Source organism: Alkalibacillus haloalkaliphilus C5 (genome assembly GCF_000269905.1).
Taxonomy (GTDB): Bacteria; Bacillota; Bacilli; order Bacillales; family Alkalibacillaceae; genus Alkalibacillus; species Alkalibacillus haloalkaliphilus_A.
This window is the reverse complement of record NZ_AKIF01000081.1, coordinates 1-13,204: the sequence shown is the minus strand read 5'-3', so window position 1 is coordinate 13,204 and position 13,204 is coordinate 1. Positions and strand designations below refer to the sequence as shown.

Genomic DNA, 13,204 nt, shown 5'->3' with positions numbered 1-13,204 from the left:
AATCTTTCCTATTTATAGTAAGAAATAGTATATAGAAAAAAGAGTGTCAATAATTTTGACACTCTTTTTTTATTACATGCTTAAGGCATAAATACCTATCCAAGAGAATATAAAAAAGTGAAATAGGTGATTTTTCATAAAATTTCCTTGATTATTTTTATAAGATTAAGTATATTTAGTAACATAAACAATTATGAAAATTTTAAATTTTGATTTGTTTCAGATTTTTCGACAAGAAGTGCATTAAAGGGGGAGCAACAATGTCAGATGTCATACTAGAATTAGAAGATTTACATACTCATTTTTTCACTGACTCTGGAGAGGTACCAGCAGTTGATGGAGTGAGCTTCAAGGTACATAAAGGTGAGGTTGTCGGAGTTGTTGGTGAATCAGGATGTGGTAAAAGTGTTACATCCTTATCGATTATGCAACTCGTACCAAGTCCCCCAGGGAAAATTGTAAGTGGACAAATAAATTTCAAAGGTGAAAATTTAGCTCAGGCTACTGAAAAGAGAATGAGGCAAGTTCGTGGAAATGAAATATCTATGATTTTCCAAGAGCCAATGACCTCCTTAGACCCATTATATACAATTGGTAACCAATTGATTGAAGCAATTAGAATGCATAGTAAAATGTCTAAGAAAGAAGCAAAACGTAAGGCAATTGATATGTTAAATCTAGTAGGCATACCAAGGTCTTCAGAGGTTGTCGATGAATACCCTCACCAGTTGTCTGGTGGCATGCGTCAAAGAGTTATGATTGCAATGGCGATGTCTTGTGATCCAGAAGTGTTAATTGCTGATGAACCGACTACAGCTTTAGATGTAACGATTCAAGCTCAAATATTAGACCTTATGAGGGATTTAAACAAAGAACATAATACAGGTATTTTACTTATTACACATGATTTAGGTGTCGTCGCTGAAATGTGTGATCGAGTTGTTGTTATGTATGCTGGTCAAGTAGTGGAAGAAGGTACAGTGCGTGAAATTTTAAAAGATCCTAAACACCCTTATACTAAAGGTCTTATTCGTTCTTTACCTAAAATACATGAAAAAGAACAGAAACTATACTCAATTCCTGGTACAGTTCCAAAAGTTTCAATGGAACAAGTAGGGTGTCGTTTTGCCCCTCGTTGTGAATATGCATTTGACCGATGTTTTTCAGAAGATCCGGAACTATATGATGCAGGGGTAGAAAGAAGTAGTCGTTGCTTTTTATATGATGACAACGAAGAACAGGAGGCAGGCTCACATGTCGAATCCGATCTTAGAAGTTAACAATTTAAAAAAGTACTTTGATGTAAAAGGTGGCGTATTTGGCCGTAAAGTTGGAGAAGTTAAAGCAGTTGATGACGTTACGTTTACAGTTAACGAAGGTGAGATATTAGGTATAGTTGGTGAGTCAGGCTGTGGTAAGTCAACTACAGGTAAAGCATTGTTACGACTTATTGAACCAACAGAAGGTGAAGTTAAGTTTGAGGATCAAGATATCACGCAAATAGATGATGAGGCTATGAGAAAGCTAAGAAGAGACATGCAAATCATTTTCCAAGATCCTTATGCTTCTTTAAACCCGAGACATACTGTAGAGAAAATAGTTGGCGAACCGCTATTAGTTCATGGTATGAAGTCAGCTGAGGAACGAAAAAAACGCGTAAAAGAATTACTTGAAGTTGTTGGACTTAGGCCATTTCATGCATCTAGGTATCCTCACCAATTTAGTGGAGGACAGAGACAAAGAATAGGGATTGCACGAGCTTTGGCTAATAATCCTAAATTAATTATTTGTGATGAACCTGTTTCAGCATTAGATGTATCCGTACAGTCACAAATTTTAAACTTAATGTCAGATTTACGTGATGAATTTAATTTAACCTATATATTTATTGCACACGATTTAAGTGTTGTAAAGCATATTAGTGATCGTGTAGGTGTTATGTATTTAGGGAAATTGGTGGAACTAGCTGATAAGGATGAGCTTTATGAGAATCCTAAACACCCGTACACACAAGCATTGTTATCAGCTGTACCAGTAGCTGATCCAGATGTTATTGGTGATCGAGTTATTTTAGAAGGTGATGTACCAAGCCCTTCTAATCCGCCTACGGGTTGTCCTTTCCACACACGTTGCCCTGCTGCAATGGATGTATGTAGCGAGGTAAAACCAGAGTTCAAAGAAGGTAGTGATCAACATTATGTTGCATGTCACTTATATGACTAAAGGTGATGTGAAACGAATGTTATCTATATAAAATATTTTAGGGGGTAAGTTTATGAAGCTTAAGTACTCATTTTTACTAGCCATGTTAATCGCTTTTGTCATGCTTTTAGCAGCATGTGGCGATGATGGTGACGATGCATCTGAACCAGATACAGGTTCTGATGACGAAACAAGTGAGGAAGATGAGCAGGATGAGGATGATGGCGCTGAAGTTGAAACAGATGGCGACGACATACTTGTTTATGCTCGTGGTGGTGATTCAGAGAGTTTAGACTTCGCAAGTACTACAGATGGTGAGTCATCTCGTGTTACTAAACAAATTTATGAGAGTTTACTAGATTTCGAAGAAGATTCTTTTGAAATAAAACCAGGGTTGGCTCACGACTGGGATGTAAGTGATGATGGTTTAACTTACACTTTCTATTTAGAAGAAGGTGTTACATTCCACGATGGAACTGACTTTAACGCTGAAGCTGTCAAGGTAAACTATGAGCGTTGGTCTGGTGCTGACGATACTTATAGCTTTGAAGATGATGGTTATGCATACTCTATGTATGGAACTATGTTCGGTGGCTTCCATGGTGATGATGGCCACGTTATTAGTGAAGTTAATGTAAATGGTGATTATGAAGTTGAATTTGTATTAAATGAACCTTTAGGTTTCTTCTTACAAAATATGGCTATGAGCTACTTTGCGATTACATCTCCTGCTGCTTTAGAGGAGCATGGTGCTGAAATTAATGAGAACCCAGTTGGAACTGGTCCATTCAAGTTCGTAAGCTGGTCTCGTGATGATCAAATTGTTTTAGAAGCTTTTGAAGATTACCGTGTAGATGGTTTACCTAAGTTAGATGGCGTTATCTTTGAAGTGATTCCTGATAACTCTTCACGTCTAATTGCTTTAAATTCAGGTGAAATTCACATTATGGATGGTTTAAATCCAGATGATGCAGCTGGTATTGATTCGGATGAAGAAACAATTCTTTATACACGTGCTGCGAATAACTTTGGTTACTTAGGTTTCCAAACGGAGAAAGAACCGATTAATGACCCATTAGTTCGTCAAGCTATTAACCATGCGATTGACCGTGAACAAATTGCTGAAGCTTTATACGCTGGGTATGCTATTCCAGCAGTTAACCCGGTACCACCAGGTTACTTAGGGTTTAATGATGATTTGGATGTATATGAATTTGATTTAGATCGATCTGCTGAGTTATTAGAAGAAGCTGGTTATGCTGACGGTTTTGAAATTGATTTATGGACTATGCCTGTTGCACGTCCATATATGCCAGACCCTGAAACAGTTTCAGTCATCGTTCAAGATGACTTGGCTCAAATCGGTATTACAGCGAACATTGTTACGGAAGAGTGGGCACCATACTTAGAGCGTACTCAACAAGGTGACCACGAACTATATATGTTAGGTTGGTCTGGTACTAACGGTGACCCTGACTACTTCTTAAGTAGTTTACTTCACGGGGACAACGCTGGTTCTAGTAACCGTTCTTTCTATCAAAATGAAGAAGTTGATGAGTTACTTGATGCAGCTAAAAGAGCTGTAGACCAAGATGAGCGTGCTGAGTTATATCAGGAAGCTCAAGCGATTATCTATGAAGATTCACCGATGATTCCTTTAGTACACTCTGAGCCAGTACTTGCTTCATTAAGCAACGTTCAGAACTATGTACCTCACCCTTCAACGAGTGAGTCTTTAGCAGAAGTTGAATTAGATTAATATTTAAAGGGGAGGGTAGTAGAGAAGCCTCTACTACCCTCTATATTTAAAACATAACTATTAATGCTTTACAGGCTATATACTACATAGATTAATAGAACTGAGGTGAAAACATGTTAGCCTATACGATCCGTCGCCTACTCATGTTAATACCAGTCCTTTTAGGGATGACATTAATTGTTTTTTCAATTGTTCACTTAATACCGGGTAACCCAGCACAAGTTATTTTAGGGGAGACGGCAACTGAACAAGCTATGCAAGACCTAGAAGCTGCAATGGGTATTAACGAGCCATATTTTGTTCAATACGGGCTATATCTAGCTGATTTGTTGCAAGGCGATTTAGGTACATCACTACGAACTAAAGGTGAGATTAGCTCTGAAATCTTACCTCGAGTTGCCGCAACTTTTGAATTAACTATTTTCGCGATGATTTTTGCAATTATTGTTGGAATTAACGCAGGAATAATAAGTGCATGGAAACAAAACACGTGGGTTGATATTACTGCTATGATTGTTGCTCTAATTGGTGTTTCGATGCCTGTGTTCTGGTTAGCATTAATGGAACAGTGGATTTTTGCACAAGAACTTGGCTGGTTGCCATCATCTGGTAGACAATCAAGTACAAATCCAATTGAACCGATTACACATTTTTATGTGCTCGATTCATTACTGCACTTGGATTTTGATCGAACGTTAACAGTGTTAAGTCACTTAGTTTTACCAGCTGTTGCACTTGGAACGATCCCTATGGCGATTATAGCTCGTATGACACGTTCGAGTATGCTTGAAGTCATGAAGTCTGATTACATTCGTACAGTTCGTGCAAAAGGTTCAGGTCAATTTTTAGTTATTTATAAGCACGCTTTAAGAAATGCAACCATTCCTGTATTAACCGTAATCGGTTTACAAACTGGGGTTTTATTAGGTGGAGCGATATTAACAGAAACCATCTTTAGTTGGCCTGGAGTTGGCCGTTATGTGTATGAAGGTATCAACTACCGAGATTATCCCGTCATTCAATCTGGAATTCTTGTTATTGCCTTCATATTCGTTATGATCAACTTAATTGTTGATTTACTCTATGCATATATTGACCCAAGGATTAAATATTAGGGGGATAAGCTATGGAAACTAAAGATCAAAAACAACAAATAGACCAATATAATAAAAACCCCAACAGTAACTATTACGATTCGGAAGAGGTTGAGGCAATTTCGCCTTGGAAAGATGCCTTTCGACAACTTAGAAAAAGCCCCTTAGCCATTACAGGATTTTCTATTATCTTATTTTTTATTTTGTTGGGTGCATTTGCACCAATAATATCACCTAATGATTTTGCTGAGACGAATCCTGTCAACCGTTTACAAGGATCTTCTGCTGAACATTGGCTAGGAACGGACCATCTAGGAAGAGATATATTAACGAGAATTGCTTATGGTGCAAGAATATCGTTAATGGTTGGTTTCTTTGCTGTAACAGGAGCCTTAGTCTTTGGTACCATTCTTGGGATCGTTGCAGGTTATTATGGCCGTTGGGTTGATATGTTAATCTCAAGAATCTTTGATATTTTGTTAGCATTTCCGAGCATACTACTAGCAATTGCAGTTGTTGCAATACTAGGTGCTTCTTTACAAAATGCTTTAATTGCAATTGCAATTATTAACATACCAATATTCGGGCGAATTGTACGTTCGAAAGTAATCAGTTTGAGAGAAGAAGAGTATATAATGGCAGCAAGGGCACAAGGTATGAAACGTGGTCGAATATTAGTTCACCACATACTTCCTAACAGCTTAGCGCCAATTATTGTTCAGGCGACATTAGGTTTCGGTACAGCTATTTTAGAGGCTGCGGCATTAGGTTTTTAGGTTTAGGAGCCCAACCACCTACGCCGGAGTGGGGGAAAATGCTTGCTGACTCACGTGCTTTCATTCAGTTAGCACCTTGGACTTTAATTTATCCAGGTGTATCAATTATGTTAGTCGTATTAGGATTTAACTTAATCGGTGATGGTTTGCGAGATGCACTTGATCCGAAAATGAAAAATTAAATCATATCGTGAAACCGTAGTGTTTGAAAAATCAAACGCTACGGTTTTTTATTTTCAACAATTTTATTAACGTTCTTTTAAATAGTCGAGCTTTTGTACAAAATCATGTATACTAGTGTTTGAAATAAACGTTGCAACCATCAGAGGTGAAAGACTATGTGGGATAAAATACAAATCTTTGGTTTCAGGGCTTTATGGAATCCTGAGATCATTGTTATTACTTTACTTTTAATTTTATTATATTATTTATTTACTGGGCCGTTAAAACATAAGGCGGGTCTAAGTGAAGGGCCTACTAAAGGTCAAAAAATATCGATGTATTCAGCAATAATACTCTTTTACATTACGAAAGGTTCGCCTGTCTATTTATTATCACATATTATATTAATGGCACATATGGCACAAATGGCTGTCTTTTACTTACTAGTACCTATACTCGTCATTAGAGGAATTCCATTAGAGTGGTGGAAGAAAATCTTTACGACACCTATTGTAGGTCATTTCTTAAAGTTGTTTACAAGACCGATTTTAGCATTAGTGTTATTTAATATACTTTTTTCGTTGTATCATGTTCCGTTCGTTCTTGATTTTACGAAAACGAGTAACTTGATTCATTGGCCTGTAACGATGGTGTTGTTCATTTTTGCATTTTGTATGTGGTGGCCGATCTTTACACCAATTAAAGAGCAAATGGTTGTTAAGCCACTATTTAAAATTTTGTATATTTACGGTGCAGGAATGTTATTAACGCCAGCTTGTGCTTTAATTATTTTCGCTGACACACCTTTATATGCGACTTACTCAGAACCTGACGCATTCATGACAGCATTAGCATTATGTGTGCCGCCAAGTGTACTAGATGGTATGAGCTTTGGTGGTCCGCAAGTGTTTATGAATATGCCTCTCGTATATGATCAACAGGCAGCAGGTATTATTATGAAAGTATCACAAGAATTAATATATGGCGCAATCATTGCCCGTATCTTCTATGGATGGTTTAGGAGTGAAAGAACGCGTGGTATTGATCCGTTGCCACAAGATATACAACCAGTTACACCTAATGTAGAGAGAGGATGAGATAGATGCCGTTTTTACCAACGATTAGTACATTGTTTATTATCATAAGTGCTATTTTAGTAGCGATTGGCTGGTATTTGGTTTCAAAGGGGAAGTATGCTGCACATAAAAAAGTTATGATTGCAGCAGCAATTTCGGCTTTAACATTTTTTATTCTTTATGTTTCACGTACGATCTTTATTGGTAATACAAGTTTTGGCGGTCCTGAAGAAATGCAAGCTTACTACACAATCTTTATGGTATTCCATATTATTTTGGCTACTACAGGTGGTGCTTTCGGTTTAGTAACGTTATATTTAGCGTTTAAACGAAAGATAGAAAAACATCGTAAACTTGGGCCATACACTAGTATTATTTGGTTTTTCACTGCAATTACAGGTGTAGTAGTTTATTTACTTCTGTATGTTCTTTATGAAGGTGGTCATAGCACTAGCGTATTTAGAGCGATATTTGGTGGTTAAGTTATACCTGTCCAGCGTAATGATACGCTGGACAGTTTTTTTATCAAAAAACCCCCTATTAGTTTCGAACTAATTAGGGGGAGAATAATTAAAATTTAACTCGCCATTTTATTATTCCAGCTTCTCTTGCCGAATTAAAAATGATTACGACTATTGGTCCTAAGAAAAAGCCTAATATACCGATTAGTTGAAGCCCTATATACATAGCAATGAGTGTTGGTAATGGTTTTAAACCGATATGGTGACCCATCACCTTTGGTTCGATTGTACGACGGATTGTTAATAGTACAATTGCTAAAACACCGAGTTGTATGCCCATTAACATATCACCGACTAGAAACATGTAAATCGACCAAGGTGCTAAAATAATAATTGAACCGATGATCGGTATTAAGTCAACTGCCCAAATAATAATGGACATAATTAACGCAATTTCTGGAGTTATAAATAGTAACGATATTAAAGTCACGGTAAAAATAATTAAACTGACTAAAAACTGTGCTTTTAAAAATCCGAGTAATACGTAAGCTAATCGAGCATTCATAAACTTGAACTTTTCTTGAGTTTGATCTGTCATCATGCTATACATCTTGTTTCTTAAATTAGGGAGATCGAGCATGAACAGAAAGAGGGCAATCATATAAACGATGAAACTGATGAGAAACTCTGGTATTTTTAATATGAATTGTGCAATATTATCAATTTGGATATAATCCATAATTTGTGTTTCTAAAGACACTAAGTTTTCAGCAGCTGTTTCTTCAACTTCACGAACAAAATGGGCTGGCCAATCTTCGGTGAATGCATTTATGTCATCTTGAAGTTCAATCAAAATAGTTTCAACGTTTTTAATATATTCTGGTGCGTTTTCAGTAATTTTAACAACTTGGCCGATTGCCTTCGTTGTAGTATATGTACCAATCGTTGCGATTATAGATAGAAAGATTAAGAAAACAATCGTAACAGCAATTGTTCTGTTCATCCTAAATCGTCGCATGAACCAGCGAATGACTGGGTTAAGAAACAAAGCAGTGAAGAACGCTAAAATAAGTGGAATGGATATAGGTAGGATAAAATACCCAACCACAATTAGAATGATAATAGTAAAAATAATGGTCCACTGTTTTTTAGATATATTTTTTAGCAATGCAATTTAAGTCCCCTTTCATATACATACTATAACTATAGCACGGTCTTGTAGGTTTGAATAGTACAGGGTCTAAAGATTATGACAATTCAAACTACACTGCTACTATTGTATTAGAAATAATCTCATAACATGTAATTGTTTTTAAAAGGTGACCCTAGTCATACTAAGGTCACCTTTCATTTTGATAATTATTATTCTTACTCTTCAAATTCTTTAAGGTCTGCTTCGACTTTTGAAAGTACACGGTCAACACGTTCATGGACATTGTTAGGGAATTCTTCTTCACCGTATTCGACACCGTGTGGGTAGTAGTGCTTACCTAGTAGTGGTGGCATAAGCTTAATTAAAGCTGAACCTTTTTCAACACTACCTTCAACAGCTAACCCGCGTAATCTTAAGTAATAAGTAATGTTTTTCTCTGGAGAATTAATTTTTAAATCATATGTGACGCGTTCGTAATCCCATTGTTCAGCTAATACAAACCCGTTTTGCTCAAGTGCATGAGTTAAAGGTTGTTGTTTAACTTGTGCGCCGTCGATTGAGAACTTAGTTATTTCCATCTCGTTCACCTCTTCTAAAATCTTCTTATCAAACTCATCATATTATGAAATCGCTAATTTATCAATTATTTCTGTACAAATATATATGATGTGTAACAAATTATTCAAAATTAGACCGAAAACAAATTAATATAGTTGATTTCGAATGAACTCATTAATACGTTTAAGCGTATTTTATTATAGGGCAAATCTTCTTAAAGGAGTGAATTGTATGAGTCATATTCGTCTGCCGAAAGAATTAGAGGACTTTAAACAGTTTGTGCAAAATCGACCAGAATTAGTCCAACGGGTGAGAAATAAAGAATATACGTGGCAACAATTATATGATACTTGGACTGATGAAGGACACCATTCAAGCTTTTGGGACCAATTTGAACAAAGTTTAGAAGAAGATAAAACCACATCAGCATTTCCGGTAAATTCAGATCATATTCAAGGGATCGTAAAGAAGTTAGCTGACCTTGATGTAGATCAAGTTGATAAAAATATAAGGCAACTATCTAAAGCACTTGACCAGATTCAACACTTGAGTCACCAATTTCAACAACAAAAAAGGCGTCCACCACATAGAGGTAATCGATTTCCATTTTAATTCTAACAATGGTAATAAGTATTAGATTTTGTTATGATACAAGTATGGAGGTGTGTTCATGCTAGCTAACACAGAAGTATTAGAAGTATTAGAACAAGCAGAAAAGCTAGGTAAAATGATTAAAGAGTCAGAAGACTATGAGATATATACAAATCATAAAGATCAACTATACAATGATCCTGAAGCGAATCGTCTTATGACAGACTTTCAACAGATGAAAGCAGATTATGAAGATGTACAACGCTTTGGTCGTTATCATCCAGATTACAGCAAAATTATGAAAGAAATAAGACAATTAAAAAGAGAATTAGATATGCATGAAACAGTTGCTAGTTATAAACAGACAGAAACTCAACTGCAAATGTTATTAGATGACGTATCTGAAATTGTCGCTAAATCGATTAGCCCTAACATTAAAGCTCCAAAAGATGGTGTAGCACTGAAAGATACAGGAGATGGCTGTGGTTGCGGTAGTGGTGGCCAGTGTGGTTGCCAAGCGTCCTAGTAAAGAATGGAGGAGTATCGATGTTCACAAAACGCCAAGGAATCGTAGTTTGGTTTAAGCACATTAAACAGTTGAGAAAACTTCGTCGTTTCGGACACGTGATTTACGCATCTAAACGTCAAAAGTATGCCGTAATCTATGTTAACCAGGAAGATGTATCTAATATTGTCGAACAGCTTGAACGTCTTCATTTCGTTACAAACGTTGACTTATCATATAAACCTTATGTTGATACTGCTTATCAAGGGGCAGTTGAAAAGACACATGATTTAGATGCAGAACTGGAAGGCTATTATCAAAGTGGAATCTAAAAAGAGTGAGGAGCAAGATCCTCACTCTTTTTTTTATTAGATTGGTGGCAACAGGTGGTTTAATCTTAATACAGCAATAAGTTGTTGATAAAATAATTCTTCATCATAATATGTTGTTGATGGTTGCACATCAAGTTCAATAATATTGAGACCAATTCGCTCACTAACTGCCTTAAAAGCATCATACCTAACGTTACCTTGACCTTCCTCAGGTTTAGGGATTCCTTCTAAACAAATGTAAACAGGTTGAAAATGGCCAATAGACGTAGGTTGGCATATAGCAGCGATAGATGTGACATCTTGTCCTTGCTTATGTGTATGAAAAGCCAGTAAATGTTTAACACGGTTTGGCATTGAATCAATTAGTGTAATTAATTCATAGACGTCTCCGTATCCTTCACCTAACTTAATAAAATGTTGTGTCATACGGACCCTCCTTAGTATACTTCATCAATACTTTAGCACGGAAATGAATTTTTGTTAATTAAACATAGTAACTTCGTGTCGATTTTGGTAAAATAATAACGGAAATAATTGAAAAAATTATTACAATTGTAATGAAGAAGGAGAGCCTTAAATGAGAGCTCTTACAGGCATTTTAATATTCTCGTTAGTTACAAGTACATTGTTAGGGTTTTATCAATGGCAAAATCATCAAAATATGTCGGCGCAATCCGATGAGGAAATGATCGAAGAACAAGTAACTATAGATGAACAAAGTAATTACTTAACAATTGAACATACATTTAATGAATTGAATGAAATCAATTATGAAGCTAAAATCCCTCAATCTATTACAAATATATCATGTGTAAATAATGAAGGTTGTGAAATAGAAGAAGATGAGACCTTAGTTGTCGAAAACTTAAATGAACTAACGATTACATATGAAGCGCCAATTGAACCATTGATTTCAGGAGTTAAATATAATCAAGACTGGTTAATTAAGTTACAGCCGGTTCAAATTGCTGACGTAAAAAAAGAAAAAACAGTTTCTTTCTTAGCTAACAAAGAAGGTAAATGGGTTAGTTCAATGAAACCAGTGACATCAAATGAACGAGAATCGATCCATTATTATGAATGGCGGCTATATGGTGAGCAAAACTTACCTCTATATAAGTTTTATGAGAATCTTAAGTTAGTCACAGAAATAAAAGATACAGGCATATATTCTACTGAATCAGAAGAGCTTACTGATCAGGAAAAAAATGATTTTTTCAAATATGAAGAACTGGTTCATAATCGGTTGATTGTTATTAGTGATCAACTTGAATCAATTACTTTAAGTGAAATGGTCATAGTCGATGACGTTGGTCGTGTTAATTCTGAGCTGTTAAAAAGTCATTTAAAATCAATTACTAAAAACTACAGTGATGATTATAATTGGGTTGTAAATGAGTTAGCTAAATATTTCTTTATCGGTGAAGGTGGGCAAATTGTAGAAGAACTTAAGCAACAATTAACAGAAGAGCAGCAAGATCATTTGTTTAATTCACTCGTAGAACAGAAACGGCCAGTCGATGAAACTTTACTAAACTATATTGATCAACTGTTGAGTGACATATTAGGATATGAGGTTGATTTCATTAAACAAAATTATGAATCTAACATTTTCGTACCACTTTCAGGAATTGACTCGAGAATAGTTTATTTAGATGAACAACAAGTTGACTTATCAGTTAGATTAAAAAGTGAAGGTTTATATGTAAGTGTTGAACACGTTATTGATTTAGTAGAACTAAATGGCTTTAATGTTAATGGAAGAAGCGAGTGGTTTATCCAATTTGAAAATGATCGGTATCGATTTTATGTCAATCGAGATGTGTATACAGTTAATGATCGGCGCTACTCTGTTCAGCCGGATACATGGTTTCAGTATGGAAATGACTTATATGTCGACTATTCTTTAATTGAGGATTTATTTGATTTTACATTTTCATTTTCTGATGACGAGATCATGATTAGATAAAAATGGCTCTTTTCCAATCAAATTGAAAAAGAGCCAAAGTCTCTTTGCTTATGCAAAGAGTACAAAAAGGGAGAGGAGAAACCGGAAGAAGGTCTTATGGGGAATGATAAGACTTCTCCGAATAGAACGGATTTCCTCAATACCGTTCCTAGTAGACAGTTTTACCAGGTTCATTTTTTTATACATTTGTCTTTAATTTTTTTAGTTGCTAAATAGTTTCATTATTTATTAATGATTTATGGAAATAGTATGAAGTAGAAACGTGAAGTTGGTGATACCATGAGAGTTATATCAGGTCGTTTTAAAGGACACCCGTTAAAAGCAGTTCCTAACATGAAAACAAGGCCAACAACCGATAAAGTTAAAGAATCGTTATTCCATCAAATTGGCCCTTATTTCGATGGTGGAAGTGCTTTAGATTTATTCGCAGGTAGTGGTAATTTAGGAATCGAAGCAATAAGTAGAGGTATGAGTTCTGTTGTATTTGTAGACCATCAGTATCCTGCTATTCAAACGGTTAAAGATAATGTGAAGAAGCTCAAGATAAACGATCAATGTGAGATTTT

At 35.7% G+C, this 13,204-nt stretch carries 14 protein-coding genes and 1 pseudogene; 12 read left to right on the top strand and 3 right to left on the bottom strand.

The annotated features are described in order from the left end of the window. The first annotated feature begins 260 nt into the window (after nucleotides 1–260). The 7 genes and pseudogenes from A194_RS0109650 to A194_RS0109620 all read left to right on the top strand — a co-directional run bounded on the left by A194_RS0109650 (nucleotide 261) and on the right by A194_RS0109620 (nucleotide 7,551). Nucleotides 261–1,280: an ABC transporter ATP-binding protein gene (locus A194_RS0109650; protein ID WP_017186644.1), complete on the top strand. Its 1,020-nt coding sequence runs from the start codon at nucleotides 261–263 to the stop codon at nucleotides 1,278–1,280. Next, complete coding sequence (locus A194_RS0109645; RefSeq protein ID WP_017186643.1) at nucleotides 1,255–2,223, top strand: ABC transporter ATP-binding protein; 969 nt, start codon at nucleotides 1,255–1,257, stop codon at nucleotides 2,221–2,223. The genes A194_RS0109650 and A194_RS0109645 overlap by 26 nt, the downstream gene beginning before the upstream one ends. 52 nt (nucleotides 2,224–2,275) lie before the next feature. After that, the gene (locus A194_RS0109640; protein ID WP_017186642.1) at nucleotides 2,276–3,961 is read left to right on the top strand and encodes an ABC transporter substrate-binding protein; all 1,686 of its coding nucleotides are present in this window, start codon (nucleotides 2,276–2,278) and stop codon (nucleotides 3,959–3,961) included. A gap of 113 nt (nucleotides 3,962–4,074) precedes the next feature. Next, nucleotides 4,075–5,076, top strand: coding sequence for an ABC transporter permease (locus A194_RS0109635; RefSeq protein WP_017186641.1), 1,002 nt, complete (start codon nucleotides 4,075–4,077; stop codon nucleotides 5,074–5,076). 11 nt (nucleotides 5,077–5,087) lie between these two features. After that, nucleotides 5,088–6,013, top strand: a pseudogene (locus A194_RS18055) (ABC transporter permease). 156 nt (nucleotides 6,014–6,169) lie between these two features. After that, the gene (gene ctaG / locus A194_RS0109625) at nucleotides 6,170–7,090 is read left to right on the top strand and encodes a cytochrome c oxidase assembly factor CtaG (protein ID WP_017186640.1); all 921 of its coding nucleotides are present in this window, start codon (nucleotides 6,170–6,172) and stop codon (nucleotides 7,088–7,090) included. Between the two features lie 5 nt (nucleotides 7,091–7,095). Continuing rightward, nucleotides 7,096–7,551 (top strand): DUF420 domain-containing protein, encoded by a 456-nt coding sequence (locus tag A194_RS0109620; RefSeq protein WP_017186639.1) that lies wholly within the window; start codon nucleotides 7,096–7,098, stop codon nucleotides 7,549–7,551. Nucleotides 7,552–7,639: 88 nt separating this feature from the next. Here the strand turns inward: A194_RS0109620 and ytvI are convergent, their stop codons facing one another. Continuing rightward, complete coding sequence (ytvI, locus tag A194_RS0109615) at nucleotides 7,640–8,698, bottom strand: sporulation integral membrane protein YtvI (protein ID WP_017186638.1); 1,059 nt, start codon at nucleotides 8,696–8,698, stop codon at nucleotides 7,640–7,642. Between the two features lie 200 nt (nucleotides 8,699–8,898). Then, nucleotides 8,899–9,261, bottom strand: a complete 363-nt coding sequence (locus tag A194_RS0109610; protein WP_017186637.1) for a YugN family protein — start codon at nucleotides 9,259–9,261, stop codon at nucleotides 8,899–8,901. A 211-nt stretch (nucleotides 9,262–9,472) separates the two neighbouring features. Here A194_RS0109610 and ylbD point away from each other — a divergent pair, with 211 nt between their 5' ends. From ylbD to A194_RS0109595, 3 genes are read left to right on the top strand one after another with little or no spacing between them, the layout of a single operon-like run. Continuing rightward, nucleotides 9,473–9,853, top strand: a complete 381-nt coding sequence (ylbD, locus tag A194_RS0109605; RefSeq protein WP_017186636.1) for a spore coat protein YlbD — start codon at nucleotides 9,473–9,475, stop codon at nucleotides 9,851–9,853. 58 nt (nucleotides 9,854–9,911) lie between these two features. Then, nucleotides 9,912–10,358: a YlbF/YmcA family competence regulator gene (locus A194_RS0109600; RefSeq protein WP_017186635.1), complete on the top strand. Its 447-nt coding sequence runs from the start codon at nucleotides 9,912–9,914 to the stop codon at nucleotides 10,356–10,358. A gap of 20 nt (nucleotides 10,359–10,378) precedes the next feature. Continuing rightward, nucleotides 10,379–10,669, top strand: coding sequence for a YlbG family protein (locus tag A194_RS0109595; RefSeq protein WP_017186634.1), 291 nt, complete (start codon nucleotides 10,379–10,381; stop codon nucleotides 10,667–10,669). A 36-nt stretch (nucleotides 10,670–10,705) separates the two neighbouring features. Here A194_RS0109595 and A194_RS0109590 read toward each other — a convergent pair whose 3' ends face one another. Beyond that, a complete protein-coding gene (locus tag A194_RS0109590) occupies nucleotides 10,706–11,095 on the bottom strand; it encodes a DUF7147 family protein (RefSeq protein ID WP_017186633.1) in 390 nt (129 codons plus the stop codon). A 151-nt stretch (nucleotides 11,096–11,246) separates the two neighbouring features. Here A194_RS0109590 and A194_RS0109585 point away from each other — a divergent pair, with 151 nt between their 5' ends. Then, nucleotides 11,247–12,638 carry a hypothetical protein gene (locus A194_RS0109585; protein WP_017186632.1) on the top strand — a complete coding sequence of 464 codons (1,392 nt, stop codon included), beginning with the start codon at nucleotides 11,247–11,249 and terminating at the stop codon, nucleotides 12,636–12,638. A gap of 279 nt (nucleotides 12,639–12,917) precedes the next feature. Then, nucleotides 12,918–13,204: RsmD family RNA methyltransferase (locus tag A194_RS0109580; RefSeq protein ID WP_017186631.1), on the top strand; the 287-nt coding region annotated here is incomplete at its 3' end.